Origin of the sequence: Amycolatopsis sp. PS_44_ISF1 (genome assembly GCF_032335455.1) — a bacterium.
Classification (GTDB): domain Bacteria; phylum Actinomycetota; class Actinomycetes; order Mycobacteriales; family Pseudonocardiaceae; genus Amycolatopsis.
Genome location: NZ_JANUXO010000004.1, coordinates 548,058 through 566,717 on the forward strand (window position 1 = coordinate 548,058; position 18,660 = coordinate 566,717).

19 protein-coding genes are annotated in these 18,660 nt (G+C 71.0%); 14 read left to right on the forward strand and 5 right to left on the reverse strand.

The features are described 5' to 3' along the window. Positions 1 to 15: 15 nt before the first annotated feature. The 5 genes from NYF13_RS32415 to rsmD form a co-directional block, all read right to left on the reverse strand. Positions 16 to 636: a YceD family protein gene (locus NYF13_RS32415; RefSeq protein ID WP_315661735.1), complete on the reverse strand. Its 621-nt coding sequence runs from the start codon at positions 634 to 636 to the stop codon at positions 16 to 18. A 103-nt stretch (positions 637 to 739) separates the two neighbouring features. Continuing rightward, positions 740 to 1,465 carry a DivIVA domain-containing protein gene (locus tag NYF13_RS32420; protein WP_315661736.1) on the reverse strand — a complete coding sequence of 242 codons (726 nt, stop codon included), beginning with the start codon at positions 1,463 to 1,465 and terminating at the stop codon, positions 740 to 742. A gap of 152 nt (positions 1,466 to 1,617) precedes the next feature. Further along, positions 1,618 to 2,346 (reverse strand): ribonuclease domain-containing protein, encoded by a 729-nt coding sequence (locus NYF13_RS32425; protein WP_315661737.1) that lies wholly within the window; start codon positions 2,344 to 2,346, stop codon positions 1,618 to 1,620. 375 nt (positions 2,347 to 2,721) lie between these two features. Next, positions 2,722 to 3,204, reverse strand: coding sequence for a pantetheine-phosphate adenylyltransferase (gene coaD, locus NYF13_RS32430; RefSeq protein ID WP_315661738.1), 483 nt, complete (start codon positions 3,202 to 3,204; stop codon positions 2,722 to 2,724). Between the two features lie 45 nt (positions 3,205 to 3,249). Next, entirely contained in the window at positions 3,250 to 3,825 is a 576-nt protein-coding gene (rsmD, locus tag NYF13_RS32435) for a 16S rRNA (guanine(966)-N(2))-methyltransferase RsmD (protein WP_315661739.1), read from the reverse strand. Positions 3,826 to 3,948: 123 nt separating this feature from the next. Between rsmD and NYF13_RS32440 the strand changes: the two genes are divergently transcribed. The 14 genes from NYF13_RS32440 to NYF13_RS32505 all read left to right on the forward strand — a co-directional run bounded on the left by NYF13_RS32440 (position 3,949) and on the right by NYF13_RS32505 (position 18,660). Continuing rightward, a complete protein-coding gene (locus NYF13_RS32440; protein WP_315661740.1) occupies positions 3,949 to 6,072 on the forward strand; it encodes an ATP-binding domain-containing protein in 2,124 nt (707 codons plus the stop codon). Between the two features lie 62 nt (positions 6,073 to 6,134). Then, positions 6,135 to 7,130 carry an LLM class flavin-dependent oxidoreductase gene (locus NYF13_RS32445; RefSeq protein WP_315661741.1) on the forward strand — a complete coding sequence of 332 codons (996 nt, stop codon included), beginning with the start codon at positions 6,135 to 6,137 and terminating at the stop codon, positions 7,128 to 7,130. Between the two features lie 302 nt (positions 7,131 to 7,432). After that, complete coding sequence (locus tag NYF13_RS32450; RefSeq protein ID WP_315661742.1) at positions 7,433 to 8,212, forward strand: ABC transporter permease; 780 nt, start codon at positions 7,433 to 7,435, stop codon at positions 8,210 to 8,212. Between the two features lie 4 nt (positions 8,213 to 8,216). Next, a complete protein-coding gene (locus NYF13_RS32455; RefSeq protein ID WP_315661743.1) occupies positions 8,217 to 9,068 on the forward strand; it encodes an ABC transporter permease in 852 nt (283 codons plus the stop codon). Then, positions 9,065 to 10,342 carry an MCE family protein gene (locus NYF13_RS32460; RefSeq protein ID WP_315661744.1) on the forward strand — a complete coding sequence of 426 codons (1,278 nt, stop codon included), beginning with the start codon at positions 9,065 to 9,067 and terminating at the stop codon, positions 10,340 to 10,342. The genes NYF13_RS32455 and NYF13_RS32460 overlap by 4 nt, the downstream gene beginning before the upstream one ends. Then, a complete protein-coding gene (locus NYF13_RS32465) occupies positions 10,339 to 11,340 on the forward strand; it encodes an MlaD family protein (RefSeq protein WP_315661745.1) in 1,002 nt (333 codons plus the stop codon). The genes NYF13_RS32460 and NYF13_RS32465 overlap by 4 nt, the downstream gene beginning before the upstream one ends. Then, on the forward strand, positions 11,337 to 12,323 hold the full coding sequence (locus NYF13_RS32470) for an MCE family protein (protein ID WP_315661746.1): 987 nt from the start codon (positions 11,337 to 11,339) through the stop codon (positions 12,321 to 12,323). The genes NYF13_RS32465 and NYF13_RS32470 overlap by 4 nt, the downstream gene beginning before the upstream one ends. Further along, positions 12,320 to 13,357, forward strand: a complete 1,038-nt coding sequence (locus tag NYF13_RS32475; protein ID WP_315661747.1) for an MCE family protein — start codon at positions 12,320 to 12,322, stop codon at positions 13,355 to 13,357. The genes NYF13_RS32470 and NYF13_RS32475 overlap by 4 nt, the downstream gene beginning before the upstream one ends. Continuing rightward, positions 13,354 to 14,409 (forward strand): MCE family protein, encoded by a 1,056-nt coding sequence (locus NYF13_RS32480; protein WP_315661748.1) that lies wholly within the window; start codon positions 13,354 to 13,356, stop codon positions 14,407 to 14,409. Before NYF13_RS32475 ends, NYF13_RS32480 begins: the two co-directional genes overlap by 4 nt. After that, positions 14,409 to 15,629, forward strand: coding sequence for an MlaD family protein (locus NYF13_RS32485; protein WP_315661749.1), 1,221 nt, complete (start codon positions 14,409 to 14,411; stop codon positions 15,627 to 15,629). The genes NYF13_RS32480 and NYF13_RS32485 overlap by 1 nt, the downstream gene beginning before the upstream one ends. After that, positions 15,608 to 16,309 carry a hypothetical protein gene (locus NYF13_RS32490; protein WP_315661750.1) on the forward strand — a complete coding sequence of 234 codons (702 nt, stop codon included), beginning with the start codon at positions 15,608 to 15,610 and terminating at the stop codon, positions 16,307 to 16,309. Before NYF13_RS32485 ends, NYF13_RS32490 begins: the two co-directional genes overlap by 22 nt. Further along, complete coding sequence (locus NYF13_RS32495; RefSeq protein WP_315661751.1) at positions 16,306 to 16,974, forward strand: hypothetical protein; 669 nt, start codon at positions 16,306 to 16,308, stop codon at positions 16,972 to 16,974. Before NYF13_RS32490 ends, NYF13_RS32495 begins: the two co-directional genes overlap by 4 nt. A gap of 55 nt (positions 16,975 to 17,029) precedes the next feature. Next, a complete protein-coding gene (locus NYF13_RS32500) occupies positions 17,030 to 17,671 on the forward strand; it encodes a hypothetical protein (RefSeq protein WP_315661752.1) in 642 nt (213 codons plus the stop codon). A 347-nt stretch (positions 17,672 to 18,018) separates the two neighbouring features. Then, on the forward strand, positions 18,019 to 18,660 hold the full coding sequence (locus tag NYF13_RS32505) for a DUF6801 domain-containing protein (RefSeq protein ID WP_315661753.1): 642 nt from the start codon (positions 18,019 to 18,021) through the stop codon (positions 18,658 to 18,660).

An 18,660-nucleotide genomic window follows, 5' to 3' on the forward strand; every position in this document is an offset into this window, starting at 1 on the left:
CGAGCTGGACGCTCGTCAGGCTTGCTCTCCGGAGCCGTGCGCAGGCTTATCGCCCGCGTTCTCGTCGTCGAATCGATCAACGAGCGCGGCCCACCGAGGATCTATCTTCTCATGCCCGTGTCCGGGCTCGAGATCGGCCCACTTGACCCCGCATTCGGTGCACAGCCCGGCGCAGTCCTCCTGGCACAGCGGCGCGAGCGGGAGCGCCAGCACCACGGCGTCGCGGACGGTCGGCTCCAGGTCGATCCGGTCGTCGACCAGGCGGGGGATCTCGTCCTCGTCGGTGGTCTCCTCGGTGGCCGAGCCCGGGTAGGCGAACAGCTCGGTGAGGTCGACCTCGACCAGCTCGGTCACCGGGTCGAGGCAGCGGGCGCACGCGCCGTTCGCGGTGGCCGAGGCCGTCCCGCTGACCAGCACGCCTTCGACCACGGACTCGAGCAGCAGGTCCAGCTCGACGGCGGAGCCCGCCTCGATGGAAATCACGCCGGGCACGCCGAGCGCGACCTCGACCGGGACGGTGCGGCGCACCTCACGGCTGAGGCCGGCCCGCCGGCCCAGCTCACGGGTGTCGATCACCCAGGGGCTGCGGTCGTCGAGCTGCGCAGGCCGGTCCGGGTGCAAAGAGTTCTCAGACATCGGTGACCAGGGTACGCAAGGGTCCGCGGGCCCGTTCACGCTGGCCGGGCCCAGACCCCTGGCGAGGGCCCGCGCCGGTTTCCGACGGGGCCGGACCCGGTGGTCAGACCTGGTAGTCGTACAGCGTGGGACGCCCGCCGCCGCCGAGGTTGGCCGGGGAGCGCAGGTGGTTGCGGCCCGAGTCGACCGTCCGCAGGGTGGTCGCCAGCAGCTCGGAGAACTCCGCCAGCTTGCCGTCCACGTAGACGTCGCACTCGCCGCGCTGGCGCTCGGCCTCGGCGTGCGCCTCGTCCACGATGCGGGCCGACTCGGCGTGCGCGGCCTGCACCACCTCGGTCTGGGAGACCAGGCGGACCTGCTCGGCCCGGCCGTCCTCGATGGCGCGGTCGTAGGCGTCGCGCCCGGCCTGGATCATCCGCTCGGACTCGGCGCGGGAGCGCTCGGTCAGGTTCTGGTACTCGGCCTGCCCGCCGGCCACCATGCGCTCGGCCTCGTTGTGCGCGTCGCCCAGCATCTGCTCGGCGCGGTCACGGGCGTCGGCCAGGATGCGCTCGGCCTCCGCCGTCGCGTCGTTCAGCGTGCGCTCGGCTTCCGCGTTGGCCCCGGAGACGGTCTCGCCGGCCTCCTTGCGGGCCGCGTGCAGCACGTCGTCGCGCTTGTCGAGCACGTCCTGGGCGTCGTCGACCTCGCCCGGCAGGGCGTCGCGGACGTCGTCGAGCAGTTCGAGGACATCGCCACGGGGCACCACGCAACTGGACGTCATGGGCACCCCACGCGCCTCTTCGACGATCGTGACGAGCTCGTCGAGTGCCTCGAAAACCCGGTACACGGCCACTCCCTCAAGCAGAATTCCCCGTTCGCTGAGGTCCAGTCTGCCCGCTGCGGCGGCCGAACCGGTGAACGCGCGCCGGGCTGGGCGTGTCCTGTTCGCGCGGAAGACCGCCGGTGCCGCTCCGGGACGGCACCGGCGGACCGGCCGGGTCAGGAGTCGAGGTCGATCGCCTCGAACGTGGCGTAGTGGTCCGGGGTGTAGGCCAGCTCGCCGGCCTTGCCCCTGATCACGCGGTCGTCGGTGCCCACCGGGAACAGCTGGTAGTAGCCCGCTGCGCAGGCCGGGAGGACGCCCTCGCGGTTCTCGTAGGTGGTGCCGGTGGAAGCGCCGCCCTTGACCGTGTCCACGACCTTCTTCGCGGCCGCCGACAGGGTGGAGTAGCCGACCTCGGACAGCTTCGACAGGTCGCCGCAGGCCGCGGTGCTGCCGCCGCCGTCGACGTCGATCACGCTGAACGTCGCGTAGTGGTCGCCGGTGTAGAAGTACTCGCCGCCCCGCCCGGTGATGATCCGGCGCGTGCCGCGGTTGCTCGCGCCGGGCGTCGGCACGGTGTACTCGTGGTAGTACGAGGAGGCGCAGGACGGCAGGATGCCCTCGCGGTTGTCGAAGACGACGCCGTCGTTCTTCGGGTACGGGTACGGGCCACCCTTCTGGATCAGGTTGTACGTGGTCGTCGCCTCGGCCGGCAGCGAAAAAAGCGCCTTGTGCGAGAAGCCCGAGAGGTCACCGCAGGAGTTCTGCCGGACCGAGGCGGGCGAGGCGGACGCCGCCGGGCCGGCCGGGGTGGCCGGAGCGGCTTGCGCGGCCGTCGCGAACCCCAGGAAACCGACCAGCAGTGCGAAAAGGACACCAGCTAAACGGGAACGATGGTTGGTCATTTTCGGACCGTAGCCCGATCGAATGGTCGCGGAGACACCACCAAGTGAACACTCAGGGCAGACGGCCGAAGTCCCGACGATGGTCGGCGCCCGATCGGGTGAGGTCGCCCGCCGGAGGGGCGGCCCGGAGGACCATACCGGGCTGCGGTCACGACGCCCGCAGGTCTGGGGTTGCTCGACCGATTCCGGGCGCTGCACGGTTTCCGGTCGATCGGCCGTGTTCCGGGCAGCTTCCCCGCGCTGTGCGACTACCCCCGCGCCGTGCGGCTTCTCGGAGCTAAGCAGCTTCCCGGAGCTGGGCAATTCCAGTGCCGGGCAGTCCTCCCGATGCCGGGCGGTTCCCACGGCGTCCGGCGGATCCGGTGGCCCGGCCGGTCAGCCCGCCTTCGGGAAGACCTGCTTGAGCCGCTCGAACACCACCGGCGGGACGAGGGCCTCGATGTCGCCGCCGAGGGCCGAGACCTCCTTCACCAGCGAGCTGGAGACGAATCCGTAGGCCGGGTTGTTGGCCATCAGCAGGGTTTCGAGCCCGGTGAGCTCGCGGTTCATCTGCGCCATCTGCAGCTCGTAGTCGAAGTCGCTGACCGAGCGCAGCCCCTTGGCCACGGCCACGATGTCGTTCTCGCGGCAGTAGTCCACGAGCAGGCCCTGCCACGAGTCGATGCGCACGTTGGGCAGCTTCGCGGTGATCAGGCGCAGCATCTCCATGCGCTCCTCGACCTCGAACAGGCCCTTCTTGCTCTTGTTCACCCCCACCGCCACGACGACCTCGTCGAAGAGGAGGGAGGCCCGCTCGATGATGTCGAGGTGTCCGTTGGTGGCCGGATCGTAGGAGCCGGGACAGACCGCACGCCGCATGCGGCGGACGCTACCAAGCCGGGCGGGCCCGCGCGCACCTCGTGACTACTGCGTCACACCCGAGGACCGGGCCTCGAATTCCGCCCAGTGCAGAGCGGTGTCGCCGTAACGCTTTTCACGCGTCGGCGTGAAGCCGGGGGGCCAGCCGGGCGCGCCGTCGCGAGCGGCCCGTTCGATCACCACCAGTGCGCCTTCGCCGAGCCAACCGCCTTCGCCGAGCGCGGTCAGCATTCGGCCGAGCGCCGTGGCGTCCACGGCGTACGGCGGGTCGGCCAGCACCAGGTCGAACGGCAGGGGCGCCGGAGCGGCGACCACGGCTTCGACCGGCGCCGCGCGCACGGTGCCGCCGAGACCCACGTCGGCGATGTTCCCGCGAAGCACGTCGGCCGCCCTCCGGTCGGCCTCGACGAACCACGCGTCGGCCGCACCTCGGGAGAGGGCTTCGAGGCCGAGGGCGCCGGAGCCCGCGTAGAGGTCGAGCACTCGCGCGCCGTCCAGCTCTCCCGCCACGTCCAGGGCGTTGAACAGGGCTTCCCGCACCCGTTCGGACGTCGGGCGGGTCCCTCGGGGCGGCACCTTCAGCCGCCGCCCGCCCGCCTTCCCGGCCACGATCCTCGTCACTCCCCCATCTTCGCCGAGTCCCGGGATGTGGTGTTGGGCAGGACGTGCTGAACCACGCGCGCGCAACGCGTAGAGTCGTCCTTCGCCTTGATGGGGCGATCGAGAGTCTTCGAGGAGCGATGCGTGTCCGAACCCCGGGTCAGGCGGGCTGAGATCGCCGTGGAGCAGGCGCACGTGGACCGGGTGTACACCCAGCTCGCGGCGCTGAAGGTCCAGGCCGAGGCGATGCGCACGAAGGGCTACGAAATCGGGCAGGGCGCCCAGCGCGAGGCCATCTTCGAGCAGGCGTCGATGCTCTTCGAGCGCGACATGATGGTCCACCACGCGAACCAGACCCTGCAGACGCTCGACGCGGAGTACGAGGGCCTGGTCTTCGGCCGGCTCGACCACCGCGACGGCGAGCTGGTCTACGTCGGCCGCCTGGGCATCCGCGACGCCGAGTTCGACAACCTGGTGACCGACTGGCGGGCCCCCGCCGCCGCCGCGTTCTACCAGGCCACGGCCGAGGAACCGATGGACGTGGTGCGCCGCCGCGTGATCCGCTGCTCCGGGTCGAGCGTGCTGGACGTGGACGACGACGTGCTGATCGCCGACGCCGTGCCCGAGGACATGCAGATCGTCGGCGAAGGTGCGCTGATGGCCGCGCTGGGCCGGTCACGCGGCGAGAAGATGCGCGACATCGTCGCCACCATCCAGAAGGAGCAGGACGAGGTGATCCGCGCGCCGTGGCGCGGGGTCACCGAGATCACCGGCGGGCCGGGCACCGGCAAGACGGCCGTGGCCCTGCACCGCGCGGCGTACCTGCTCTACCGCCACCGCCGTCAGCTGGGCGGCGCCGGCGTGCTCGTGATCGGGCCGTCCGGGGTGTTCACCTCCTACATCTCCCGCGTGTTGCCGTCGATGGGCGAGACGAACGTCGAGCTGCGCGCGCTCGGCGAAGTGCTGGACGGGCTCGAGGCGGTGCGTCAGGACAGCTCGCCGCTGGCCGCGGTGAAGGGCTCGCTGCGGATGCGGCGGGTGCTGCTGCGGGCGTTGCGTGACATCCCGCCGGAGGCGCCGGAGGAACTGCGGATGGTCTACCGCGGTGAGGTGCTGAAGCTCTCGGAGCGCGAGCTGGAGAAGGTACGCCGGAAGGCCCACACGCAGGGCGCGCCGCCGAACCGTTCGCGCGTACGGGTGGCGGAGCTGCTTCTGGACGCGTTGGCCACGAAGGCCGAGGGGTACGCGAAGGAGGACGGCCGTCAGTTCGACCGCGCCGACCTGGTCACCGACCTGGGCGAGCGCATCGAGTTCCACCGCTTCCTGGTCGTCTGGTGGCCGGTGCTGTACCCGGCGCAGATCCTGAAGTGGCTGGGCGAGGAGAAGCGCCTCGCGGCGGCGGCCAAGGGGGTGCTCAACCGCGGCGAGATCACCATGCTGGCCGCGGACCTCGCGGACCGCTCACGCGGCTGGTCGGTGGCCGACGTCGCGCTGCTGGACGAGCTGCGCGTGCTGATCGGCCCGGAGCCGAAGCGCCGCCGGCGCCAGACGGTGCTGGAAGCGGAGCCGGAGCGCCGCGGCGGAACCGGGGCGACCCACCGCCCGGAGCACTACGACGAGTACTCGCACGTGGTCGTGGACGAGTCCCAGGACCTCTCGCCGATGCAGTGGCGCATGGTCGGCCGCCGCGGCAAGTACGCGAGCTGGACCGTGGTCGGCGACCCGGTGCAGAGCTCGTGGCCGGACCCGGCCGAAGCCGCGTCCGCGCGCGAGCAGGCCTTCGGCCCCAAGACCGCCCACCGCCGCTACACGCTGCGCACCAACTACCGCAACTCCGCGGAGATCTTCGACCTGGCCGCGAAGGTGGTGGTCGGCCACGCGGAGGCCGGCGAACTGCCGCACGCGGTGCGTCGAACGGGCATCACCCCGGAGGTTCGCCCGGTCGAACGCGCGGGCATGGAGGCGGCGACGCAGGGCGCGGTGAAGGAGCTGATGGGCTCCGTCGAGGGCACTGTGGGCGTGATCACGGCGATGGCACGGGTGCCGGAGGTCACTTCCTGGTTCGCCGCCACCGCGGACGAGCGGCTGAAGGTGGTCGGCAGCCTGGACTCGAAGGGGCTGGAGTACGACGCGGTGGTCCTGGTCGAGCCGATGGAGCTGGTGACGGAGTCGACCACCGGGCGAAGGGTGCTGTACGTGGCGCTGACCCGGGCCACCCAGCAGCTCGTCGTGCTGGCCTCGAACCCGGACTGGCTGCCGGAGGGCTGAAGGCCGGGCGGGACCCGGACCGCTCCGGGAAGGGAACCGCCCCCTCGCGCGTTACGCCGACTGTGAGTTCCCTGCCTGACGTCCCGCTGTCCGTGCTCGACCTCGCCCCCGTCTCGGACGGGAGGGGGGTGGCCGAGACCCTGCGCAACACGCTCGACCTGGCCCGCCACGCCGAGCGGCTGGGCTACCACCGCTACTGGCTCGCCGAGCACCACAACATGCCGGGCATCGCGAGTTCGGCCACCGTGGTGATGATCGGGCACGTGGCCGACGCCACCGAGACCATCCGCGTCGGGTCCGGGGGCATCATGCTGCCGAACCACGCGCCGCTCGTGGTGGCCGAGCAGTTCGGCACGCTGGAGGCGTTCCACCCCGGCCGGATCGACCTCGGCCTCGGCCGGGCGCCCGGCACCGACCAGCGGACGGCGCTCGCGCTGCGCGGGCCCGGCGGGCTGTCCGCCGAGAACTTCCCCGAGCAGCTGCTGGAGCTCATCGGCTACTTCGAGCCCGACCCGGCCCGCGGGGTCAACGCCGTGGCGGCCGAAGGCAACAAGCCGCCGGTGTGGCTGCTCGGCTCGTCCGGCTTCAGCGCCCAGCTCGCCGGGCGCCTGGGCCTGCCGTTCTCCTTCGCGCACCACTTCGCCGCCGAGAACACGCTGCCCGCGGTGCGGCTCTACCGCGAGAACTTCCGGCCCTCCGACGCGCTCGCCGAGCCGTACGTGATGCTCGGGGTCTCCGTGGTCGCGGCCGAGACCGACGAGCGCGCGCAGTTCCTGGCCGGCCCGAGCGGGCTGACCTTCCTCAGCCTGCGCCGCGGCCGCCCCATCGCGTTGCCCACGCCCGAGGAAGCCGCCGGGTACCCGTACACCGAGATGGACCGCGCGTTCCTCGCCGAACGCTTCGGCTCCGGCATCATCGGCTCGCCCGAGACCGTCCGCAAGGGACTGGAGCAGCTGCTCTCCGACACCGGCGCGGACGAGCTGATGGTCACCACGATGGTCCACGGCCACGCCGACCGGCTGCGGTCCTACGAGATCGTGGCCGACCTGAAGAATTGACCAGTGCTCAACAAATCCCGGCCCCGCCACGGGCCGGGATTTTTCTTTTCCACCTCTGACAACAAGATCAGCCACCTTTGTCAGAAGTCCACAAGAATTTCGCGGTTACCAGGCCGTGACCCCGCAACCAGACACAAGTTCTTGTCTCCGAGCGGGGCCGTGGTTAGCGTACCGACCAGTAACGAAACAGCACGGTAATACCCGGAAACCATTCGCCCGGCAAGCGCGTCCGCCATTCGGACCAGCCGGAAAGGCGTCTCACGGGTGAGTTCACCGCGCCCGGAGAATGCTGGGAGGCTCGGATGGCGACGCAGTTCCCGGGGGCCGCCGCGGTCCGGCAGACCGGCCGGCTCTACGCGCTGGCCCTCGACGTGGTGCGGCTGAGCTTCCGCCGCCCGTTCCAGTTCCGGGAGCTGGTGCAGCAGTTCTGGTTCATCGCGAGCGTCTCGATCCTGCCCACGGCGCTGGTCTCGGTGCCGTTCGGCGCGGTGATCGCGCTGCACATCGGCTCGCTGACCACGCAGATCGGCGCCCAGTCGTTCACCGGCGCGGCCAGTGTGCTGGCGATCATCCAGCAGGCCAGCCCCATCGTCACCGCGCTGCTGATCGCGGGGGCAGGCGGCAGCGCGATGTGCGCGGACCTGGGTTCGCGCACCATCCGCGAGGAGATCGACGCGATGGAGGTGCTCGGCGTCTCGCCGATCCAGCGCCTGATCGTGCCGCGCGTGCTGGCCGCGATGGGCGTTTCGGTGTTCCTCAACGGCATGGTCAGCGTGGTCGGCGTGCTGGGCGGCTACTTCTTCAACGTCATCATGCAGGGCGGCACCCCGGGGGCGTACCTGGCCAGCTTCTCCGCGCTGGCCCAGCTCCCGGACCTGTGGATCAGCGAGATCAAGGCGCTGATCTTCGGCTTCGTGGCGGCCGTGGTCGCCTCCTACCGCGGCCTCAACCCGCGAGGCGGGCCGAAGGGCGTCGGCGACGCGGTGAACCAGTCCGTGGTCATCACCTTCCTGCTGCTGTTCGTGCTGAACCTGGTGCTGACCACCGTCTACCTGCAACTCGTGCCGCCCAAGGGGAGCTGAGCCGATGGCCACCAAGACCCCGAACCGGGGTGCTCGGGTGATCGAAGCCGTCGACCGGCGCTTCGGCTTCCTCGACACGCTCGGCGACCAGATCCTGTTCTTCCTGCGCGCGATCGGCTGGGTGCCGCGCACGGTGCGCCGCTACCTGCGCGAGGTCGTGCGACTGCTGGCCGAGGTCAGCTTCGGCAGCGGCGCGCTCGCGGTGATCGGCGGCACGATCGGCGTGATGATCGGCATGACCGTCGCCACCGGGACGGTCGTGGGCCTGCAGGGCTACTCCGCGCTGAACCAGGTGGGCACCTCGGCCTTCGCGGGCTTCATCTCGGCCTACTTCAACACCCGCGAGATCGCCCCGCTGGTGGCCGGGCTCGCACTCTCGGCCACGGTCGGCTGCGGGTTCACCGCGCAGCTGGGCGCCATGCGGATCTCCGAGGAGATCGACGCGCTCGAGGTGATGGGCATCCCGAGCGTGCCGTACCTGGTCACCACCCGGGTGATCGCCGGCTTCCTCGCCGTGATCCCGCTGTACGCGATCGGCCTGCTCTCGTCCTACCTCGCCTCCCGGCAGGTCACGGTTTGGGCCTTCGGCCAGTCCGCGGGCACCTACGACCACTACTTCCTGCTGTTCCTGCCGCCCGGCGACGTGCTGTGGTCGTTCGGCAAGGTGCTGGTGTTCAGCGTCGTGGTGGTGCTGGCCCACTGCTACTACGGGTTCCGCGCGAGCGGCGGGCCGGCCGGGGTCGGCGTGGCCGTGGGCCGCGCGGTGCGCACCGCGATCGTCGCGATCAGCGTGATCGACTTCTTCCTCAGCCTCGCCATCTGGGGCGCGACGACCACGGTCCAGGTGGCCGGATGAGCCGGCACGCGAGCCTGCGCAAGGCCGGCGTCCGGACCGCCGGGGTGCTGTTCCTGGCCGTGATGTGCGTGTTCGTGCTGATCACGATCAAGATCTACGACAAGGACTTCATCACGTCCGTGCCGGTCACGCTCCAGGCCGACCGGGTCGGCAACCAGCTGCGCGAAGGCGGCCAGGTGAAGGCGCGCGGGGTCGTCGTCGGCGAGATCCGCGGCGTGCGCGCGGTGGCCGGCGGGGCCGAGATCGCCCTGGCGCTGGACCCGGACAAGGTCGGCCGGCTGCCGCGCGACGTCTCCGCGCTGCTGGTCCCGAAGACGCTGTTCGGCGAGCGCTACGTCCAGCTCTCCATTCCGGACTCCGACCGGACGCCCCCGCTCAGGGCCGGTGACGTGATCGCGCAGGACCGCTCGGCCAACGCCATCGAGCTGGAGCGCGTCTTCGACAACCTGCTGCCCCTGCTCCAGGCCGTGCAGCCGCAGAAGCTCTCGACCACGCTGACCGCCGTGTCCACCGCGTTGCAGGGCCGCGGCGCGCAGCTCGGGCAGACGCTGGCCCAGGTCTCGGACTACCTCGAGCAGTTCAACCCCGACCTGCCCCGGCTGGACCAGAACGTGCGTGACCTCGCCACCGTTTCGAAGCTGTACGGAGACATCGCGCCGGACCTGCTCGACGCCCTGTCCGATTCCGCGGTCACGCTCGGCACGGTGAACGACCGGCGCGACGAGCTCGGCGCGCTGTACCAGCAGGTGACCGCCTCTTCCGACGACGTCAAGACCTGGTTGCAGCACAACGGCGACACCATCATCGCGCTGTCCGCCGACAGCCGGCGGCCGCTGGAGATCGCGGCCGAGTACTCCCCCAGCTTCCCCTGCACGCTCCAGGCCCTGACCGACCTGAAGCCCGACATGAACAAGGTGCTCGGCGCCGGTACCGACCGGCCCGGTCTGCACGCGGAGATCTCGGTGACCCAATCGCGCGGGAAGTACGTGCCCGGCCGGGACACCCCGGTGTACAACGCCACCGGCGGCCCTCGCTGCTACCCCAGCGGCGTCGTGCCGACCACCGGCACCGCCGCGGCCGCGCCCGGCACGCAGGCACACCCGCTGCTGCCCGGGACCGACGGCGACCTCGGCGTCGCGAACTCGCCGCAGGAGCAGGAGCTGCTGGCCACGCTCATCGCCCCGTCGATCGGCGTGCCCACCGCGCAGGTGCCCGCCTGGGGCAGCGTGCTGGTCGGCCCGCTCTACCGCGGCACGGAGGTGAAGCTCAAGTGAGGAACCTCGCCGCCCCGCTGGTCAAGAGCCTGATCTTCATCCTGGTCACGGCCGTGGCCACGCTGGTGCTCGCGCTGTCGATCACCGGCGGCACGGTCGGCAGCGCCCACGTCTACGGCGCCACCTTCCTGGACGCGACCTCGCTGAACGCCGGCGACGACGTGCGGATCTCCGGGGTCAAGGTGGGCCAGGTCGAGAGCCTGGACATCGTCGACCACAACCGCGCGCACGTCACCTTCTCGCTGGAGCAGGGGCACACGCTGCCCTCGAACGTCAGCGCGGTGATCAAGTACCGCAACATGGTCGGCCAGCGCTACATCGCGCTGAACCGCGGCGAGCCCGGGGCCGGGCCGCTGCCGCCGGGCGGGGAGATCCCGCTTTCGCGCACCACCCCCGCGCTGGACCTGACCGACCTGTTCAACGGATTCAAACCGCTGTTCCAGGCCCTTTCGCCGAAGGACGTCAACGATCTGTCCGGCGAGATCGTGCAGGTGCTGCAGGGCGAGGGCGGAACGGTCGAGGACCTGCTGGCGCACACCGGCTCGCTGACCACCACGCTGGCCGACCGCGACCAGGTGATCGGCCGGGTGATCGACAACCTGAACTCGGTGCTGAAGACCGTGAACGGCAAGGGGGACGCGCTCTCCACGCTCATCTCCACCCTGCGGCAGCTGGTCTCCGGGCTGGCCGGCGACCGCACCGAGATCGGCGACGCGATCGGCGGCATCGCCGATCTGTCCCAGTCCACCGCGGGCCTGTTCGAGCAGGCCCGGCCGGGGCTCAAGGACAGCATCTCCGGGCTCGGCGCGCTGTCGCAGAACCTCAACACGGGACAGTCCGATGTGGACAACTTCCTGAACAAGCTGCCGCCGAAGCTCACCGCCCTCGGCCGCATCGGCTCCTACGGCTCGTGGCTGAACTTCTACCTGTGCAGCGCCACGCTGCAGACCTCGCCGCCCCGCGGCGTCCCGGCGACCGCGGCGAGGTGTGGCGCGTGAAGTCCTTCCGCGAGCGCAACCCGCTGACGCTGGGCGTGGCCGGCAGCGTCGTGCTGGCCGCCGTGCTCACCCTCACGCTGAACTGGGAGAACCTGCCCGTCGTCGGCGGCGGCACCACCTACCAGGCCGAGTTCACCGAAGCCGCGGGCCTGCAGGCCGACGACGAGGTGCGGGTGGCCGGCATCAAGGTCGGCGAGGTCGACGACGTCGAGCTGGCCGACGACCACGTGCTGGTCAGCTTCCGGGTCAAGGACGCCTGGATCGGCGACCGGACCTCGGCCCAGATCAAGATCAAGACCCTGCTGGGCCGCAAGTTCCTGGCCCTGAACCCGACCGGCGGCGCCGACCAGGACCCGGACCGGCCGATCCCGCGCACCCGCACCGTCACGCCGTTCGACGTCACCGACGCGTTCAACGGGCTCGCCGACACCGCGGGCGCCATCGACACCAAGCAGCTCGCGGACAGCTTCACCGCGATCAGCGACACGTTCAGGAACTCGCCCGAGCACGTCCGCACCGCCCTCGACGGTCTCAGCGCGCTGTCCAAGACGGTGTCCTCCCGCGACAACGAGATCGCGGAACTGCTCTCCGGCGCGCGGAAGCTGACCACCACACTGGCGAACTCCAACGACGACTTCGAAAAGCTGATCGACGACGGCAACCTGCTGCTGACCGAGCTGGACCACCGGCGCGAGGCCATCCACCAGCTCCTCGTGGGCGCTCAGCAGCTCGCTCAGCAGCTCAACGGGCTGGTGGCGGACAACAAGGACCAGCTCGCCCCCGCGCTCGGGCAGCTCGGGCAGGTCACCGACCTGCTCCAGCGGCAGAACGACAACCTCGCGAAGAGCCTGCAGCTGGCCGGCCCGTACTTCCGCGTGGTGAACAACGCCGTGGGCAACGGCCGCTGGGTCGACAGCTACCTGTGCGGCCTGATCCCCGAGAACCGCGACCCGTGCACGCCACCGAAGGGAGGGGCGAAGTGACCACCACCCGGGCAGGCCTGCGCACCAGCAGGTTCCTGGTCTTCGCCCTCATCCTCGCGCTGGTGCTCGCCGGTGTGCTGTGGTGGGTGTTCTCCGGCGCCGGACGCCACCACGTCACGGCGTACTTCTCCCGCGCGGTCGGGGTCTACAGCGGATCGGACGTGCGGGTGCTCGGCGTCAAGATCGGCGAGGTCACCGCGGTCACCCCGCAGGGCGAGCAGGTGCGGGTCGACCTTTCGGTCGACTCCCGGGTCGCCGTCGCCGCCGACACCCCCGCGGTGGTGATCGCGCCGAGCGTGGTGGCCGACCGCTACGTGCAGCTGGTCAAGCTGGCGCGCGGCGGGCCCCAGCTGCCCGACGGCGCCGTGATCAGCCGGGACCGCACCGCCACGCCGGTGGAGCTGGACCAGCTCTACGCCAGCCTCAACACCCTCGCCACGGCGCTCGGCCCGAAGGGCGCGAACTCCACCGGCGCGCTGTCGGACCTCCTGCGCACCGGCGCGGCCAACCTGCAGGGCAACGGCACGGCGTTCAACGACTCCGTGCGCGACTTCGCCCAGCTGGCCCGCACGCTGGCGGGCAATTCGGACGACCTGTTCGGCACCGTCGACGAGCTGCAGAAGTTCACCACCATGCTGGCCACCAACGACAGCCAGGTCGCCGACGTCAACCGGCAGCTCGCGGCGGTCTCGGACACCCTGGCGGCCAACCGCGGCGAGCTGGCCGGGGCGCTCGACGGGCTCGGCCGCGCGCTCGCCGCCGTCCAGTCCTTCATCCACGACAACCGGGCCGCGATCAAGTCCAATGTGGACAAGCTGGCGGGCACCACGCGGACGCTGGTGGACCAGCGGGCCTCGCTGACCGAGGTGCTCGACGACGCCCCGCTGGCCGTGACCAACGTGCTGGGCGCGATCGACCCGGCCACCGGCACCCTGCAGGGCCGGACCGACCTGCTCGACTACGTCTCCGGCCTGCCGCTGCCGGTGTCCGGTGACGTGGTGTCCGGCGGCGCGGTGTCCGGAGGTGGGCGATGAAGGTCCGGCCCCTGCTGACCGCGGTGACGGTGGCCTGCCTCGCGCTGGCCGGCTGCTCCACGCCCGGCGGCTTCCACGGCGTGTACGACCTGCCGCTGCCCGGTGGCGCGGACCTCGGCGACCACCCGTACCACGTCACCGTGGACTTCGCCGACGTGCTGGACCTGGTACCGCAGGCCGCGGTGAAGGTCGGCGACGTGCCGGTCGGGCGCGTCGAGTCGATCGGCCTCGGCGCCGACGGCTGGACCGCGCAGACCGTGCTGGTGGTCAACGGCGGCGTCGCGCTGCCCGCGAACGCGGTCGCCCGGCTGCGCCAGTCGTCACTGCTGGGCGAGAAGTTCGTGGAGCTGGCGCCCCCGGACCAGGCGGCCTCCGGGAAGCTGGGCGACGGCGCCGTCATCCCGGTCTCGCGGACCAACCGGAACCCGGAGTTCGAGGAGGTGTTCGGCGCGCTCTCGCTGCTGCTCAACGGCGGCGGCATCGGGCAGTTGCAGACCATCGACCAGGAGCTGTCGAAGGTGATGACCGGCAACGAGGACGAGATCCGCGGGTTCCTGTCCGGAGTGGACACCCTGGTGTCCAACCTGGACGCCCACCGCGCGGACATCACCACCGCGCTCGACGGCCTCGACCACCTGTCGGCCTCGCTGGCCGACCGCGACGACCAGATCGCCGACGCGCTCACCGACCTCACCCCCGGGCTCAAGACGCTCACCGACCAGCGCGCGCAGCTGGTCACCATGCTGAACTCGCTGAACTCGCTGTCCTCGGTGGCCACGAACGTCGTCGACCGGAGCCGGGACGACCTGGTCGCGGACCTGAACTCGCTCGCGCCGATCCTGCACCGGCTCGCCGACGCCGGGCAGAACCTGCCCAAGGCCCTGGAGATCCTGCCGACCTTCCCGTTCACCGACCCGGTGCTGGACGCGGTCAAGGGCGACTACCTCAACGTCTACGCCTCGCTGATCCCCGCCCCCGGCGTGCCGCTGCCGCCGCCGGGCGAGGGCACGCCGCCGGGCCTGCCGACGCTGCCGTTGCCGGGAGGCCCGTGATGCTGTCGAGGAAGGCGCGCCTGCAGGTGCTGGTGTTCGTGGTGATCGCGCTGGTGACCACGGCGTTCGTCGGCGCGAAGTACGCGGGCCTGAGCCGGCTGTTCGGCCTCGGCTCGTACACGGTGAAGCTGGAACTGTCCGACGGTGGTGGCATCTTCACCAACGGCGAGGTGACCTACCGCGGCGTCCCGGTCGGGCGCGTCGGCCCGCTGCGGCTGACCGACGCCGGCATGGAGGCCGATCTGGTGCTCGACTCCTCGGCGCCGCCGATCCCGGTGAACTCCCAGGCGGTGGTGGCGAACCGGTCGGCCGTCGGCGAGCAGTACGTCGACCTGCAGCCGCGCACGGGCGACGGCCCGTACCTGGCCGCGGGCTCGGTGATCCCGCGCGAGTCGACCACGCTGCCGCTGCCGGTGCAGACGTTCCTGACCAACCTGGACGACCTGACCGCCTCGGTGCCGGCCGACGACCTGCGCACGGTGGTCGACGAGCTGGACAACGCGCTGCAGAACTCGGGCCCGGACCTGCAACTGCTGATGGACACGGCGTCGTCGTTCACCAAGTCGGCCTCCGACCACCTGCCCCAGACCCACCGGCTGATCGACGACGGCGCCACGGTCCTGCGCACCCAGGCGAACTCCTCGGACGAATGGCGCGACTTCACCCGCAACGCCCACCTGTTCGCCGCCCAGCTGAAGTCCTCCGACGGCGACCTGCGCCGCCTGATCGCGACCGCGCCCCCCGCCGCCACCGAGATTTCGGGGCTGCTGAAGGACACCGACCCGGGACTGCCGGTGCTGCTGGCCAACCTGCTCACGACGTCGCAGGTGTTCAGCGCCCGCACCGACGGCTTGGAGCAACTGCTGGTCACCACCCCGAAGGCGGTGGCGGCGACGTCCGCGGCCATCACGCCGGGCAGCGGGAAGGTCTCGCTGGCGTTGACCTTCTTCGACCCGCCCCCGTGCCGCACGGGCTACGGAAGCACGCCGGTCCGCAGCAGCACCGACACCTCGCCCCTGCCGTTCAACACCGCGGCGGCCTGCACCCTGCCCGCCGGCTCCGCGACTTCGGTACGGGGCTCGCAGAACGCGCCCCACCCGGGTGTCCCCCCGGCCGCCGTCCCCGGCGGCGCCGGCGGCCTGACCGACCTGACGCGCTTCGCGGGCCAGCCCACGTCCACCGATCTCAGGGAGATGCTGTGGCTGCCCAACGGAAACTGACGGCGCTCGTGGAGCCGGAGCCGGACGAGGCGGCGGTCTTCGACCCGGACGAGCACACCTCGGCAACGCGCGGCGACACGACGGCCGCCGCGGCGGGAAGCCCGGGCGGCGACCTCGATCCGGCCCCGGCGGATCACCCCGTGGCGGACCGGAAACCGTCCCGGATCGCCGCCGCCGCACGCCGGAAGCCGCTCTGGGCCGCGGCGGCTGCCGTGGCCGCGGCCGCGGTCTTCGCGGGCTGGTCGGGTTACACCTGGTACTCGGCGGCCCACTCCCCCTCCGCCACCTACGGCGAAACCCGCGACGAGGCGCTGACCACCGGCCGCACCCTGGTCGCCACCCTCAACACCCTCGACTACCACCAGGTGGACGCGGGCCTGTCCCACTGGCTCGACGCCTCCACCGGCCCCCTCCACGACCAGCTGGCCCGCACCACCCCTCAGACGAAACAGGCCCTGACCGCCGCGGCCACCGTCGCGACCGGCAAGGTCCTCGACGCGGGTCTGTCCGAACTGGACGCCCACGCCGGCACCGCGAAGCTGATCGCGTCGGTGGAGGTGACCGTCGAGAAGGCGGGCACCGCCCCGGCCACCCGCCGCAACCGCTACGCCGCCACCCTGACCCGCACCCCGTCCGGCTGGAAGCTCAGCACCCTCGACCAACTGGCGGTGACGTCGTGACGAGCGCCCCTCCCCCGGACCACCCCACCACGCCACCGCACCCGGTCTCGCCGTCCGACGTCTCCGCTCCCCCCGCAGGCCAGGACGCGAGCGACGACCGCGAGCCCACCGAAACCACCGGCACCCCCGACCCTTCCGCCGATCCCGGCTCCCACCCCCGCCACCGTCGCCGGCTCCCCGCCGCCTTCGGGGCCGCAGCCGTGGTTCTGGCCGCCGCCGGCGCCTGGTTCACCCTCGAGGCCCACGCCACCGAGAGCTCCCCCGCGGTGGCGAACCGGGCGCTCACCGACGTCGGCGCGACGGCCGACGTCACCTCCGCCGTCAGCCTGGCGCTCAACAAGGTCTTCTCCTACTCCTACGACAAGACCGACGTCACCGCAAAAGCCGCAGCCGTCGTCCTCCAGGGCAAAGCGCGGGATTCCTACGACCAGTTGTTCGCGGACGTGGTCCGAATGGCCCCGGCCCAAAAACTCGTGCTGACCTCCCGGGTCTCCCAGATTTCCGTCCAGCAGCTCGACGGGGACCACGCACAGTTGCTCGCATTCCTGGACCAATCCGCAGGCCGGGCGGATAATGGCACCACCAGCACCGCGGCCGCCCAACTTTCCGTCACGGCCGAGCGCCGGGGCGGAAGCTGGGTCGTCACCGATCTTTCACCGCGTTGAAAACGGTCTCCGGGGGCAGCCGGAGCCGATCGTCAAACCATTAAGGAGAACAATCATGTCCATTTCCAGAAAGGCGCGCACCGGCGCCCTCGCCGCGGTCGCGGCGGTCGGGTTGAGCCTCGCGGCCGCCGTGCCCGCCTCCGCCGACGTGGTGGAGATCCCGGTCTCCTACGGGGTGGCCGGAACCACCACCGTGCAGAAGACCGGCAGTGCGATCAAGCTCGGCCCCGGCAGCCTGGACGGCGCCCTGCTCATCGACGACCAGACCGGCAGCGTCGGCCTGCGCGGCGACCTGAGCCTGCCGCCGGCCCAGGCCGACATCTCGCTGGCCTCGGGCCTGCTGCGGATCAAAGCCAAGGTCACGGTGACCCCGACCGCACCCGTCACCGGCACGATCGCCAACGGCAACATCACCACCCACGCCACGGCGAACATGGAGATCAACGACATCTGGGCCGGCTTCGTCGTGCCGGTGGTCCCGGTCCCGACCGTGCCCAGCAGCTGCAAGACGACCAAGCCGCTCGACCTCACGCTGTCGGCCCAGAACGTCGACATCACCCAGCCCATCACGGTCAAGGGCACCTACACCATCCCGGACTTCAAGAACTGCTTCATCGCCGACCTGGCCCTCGGCGCGCTGGTCTCGGGCCCGAACAACACGATCTCCCTGACCCTGACTCCCAAGACCGATTCCTGATTTCGATCACCGAATCGGAGGGGCGCCGGGAAACATCCGGCGCCCCTCCGGCTTTTCCGGCACAGGAATTTGTCATCGACCAACGAACACCGCGCCACTTTTACTCGGTCCCTGACAAGATAATCGGTTCATCCGCCGCAATGGAAAACCCCCGCGTAACAGGCTTGTTGCCGACCGAACTCGCGGGTAACCTTGGCGTCGCGACCGGATCCAGATGGTCCGGACGCCCTCCACAAAGCCTACTGCGCTCGATGATGACTCTCGAGCCGGGGGGATTTCGTGAGCACGTTGTGCCCGCGCCGAAACGTAGGCTCCGCGGAAGTGAAACCCGAAACAAGGAGACAGGCATGTCCCGATTCAGGAAGCTGTCCACGAGCGCCGCGATGACCGGCATCGCCGTGGGAGCGATCGCGGTGCTCACCGCCGGCACGGCGGCGGCGGCCACGACCGTGTACTCGGCCGGCACCTCGCCGAACCCGGCGATCACCTACACCTGCACCTTCCCGGGCATCCCGGCCCAGCCCGTGGGGATCACCGCGCACCTCAGCGCGCCCGACACGGTCCCGTCCGGCACCACCATCACCCCGACCAACGTGGGCGGCACCGCGACGGTCTCGGCGAGCGTCCACTCGCTGCTCACCGCCGTCGGCCTCGACGGGATCCGCGGCTCGGCCACGGTCCCCGTGAGCGCGACCGCGGGCACGCTCTCGCAGCCGGCCGCCACCGGGCTCAACGTCCCGGAGACGATCTACCCGGCGGGCGGCCCGATCACCGTGGTCATCTCGCAGGTCGCGACCTCCAGCATCCCGACCTACACCGCGGGCGCGGCCGGCTCGGCGACGCTCAAGCTCGGCACGCCGATCACCGCCGCGCTGCAGTTCCACAAGGCCTCCGACGGCAGCTGGTCCAACTGGACCATGAACTGCACCCTCAAGGCGCAGTCCCCGGCGCAGAACACCTCGTTCTCGCCGAACCTCACCATCAGCTGA

Coding starts and splice junctions, on each gene's coding strand:
- NYF13_RS32415 (WP_315661735.1), bottom strand. CDS start 636: ATGTCTGAGAACTCTTTGCACCCGGACCGGCCTGCGCAGCTCGACGAC.
- NYF13_RS32425 (WP_315661737.1), bottom strand. CDS start 2,346: ATGACCAACCATCGTTCCCGTTTAGCTGGTGTCCTTTTCGCACTGCTG.
- coaD (WP_315661738.1), bottom strand. CDS start 3,204: ATGCGGCGTGCGGTCTGTCCCGGCTCCTACGATCCGGCCACCAACGGA.
- NYF13_RS32450 (WP_315661742.1), top strand. CDS start 7,433: ATGGCGACGCAGTTCCCGGGGGCCGCCGCGGTCCGGCAGACCGGCCGG.
- NYF13_RS32455 (WP_315661743.1), top strand. CDS start 8,217: ATGGCCACCAAGACCCCGAACCGGGGTGCTCGGGTGATCGAAGCCGTC.
- NYF13_RS32460 (WP_315661744.1), top strand. CDS start 9,065: ATGAGCCGGCACGCGAGCCTGCGCAAGGCCGGCGTCCGGACCGCCGGG.
- NYF13_RS32480 (WP_315661748.1), top strand. CDS start 13,354: ATGAAGGTCCGGCCCCTGCTGACCGCGGTGACGGTGGCCTGCCTCGCG.
- NYF13_RS32485 (WP_315661749.1), top strand. CDS start 14,409: ATGCTGTCGAGGAAGGCGCGCCTGCAGGTGCTGGTGTTCGTGGTGATC.
- NYF13_RS32500 (WP_315661752.1), top strand. CDS start 17,030: ATGTCCATTTCCAGAAAGGCGCGCACCGGCGCCCTCGCCGCGGTCGCG.
- NYF13_RS32505 (WP_315661753.1), top strand. CDS start 18,019: ATGTCCCGATTCAGGAAGCTGTCCACGAGCGCCGCGATGACCGGCATC.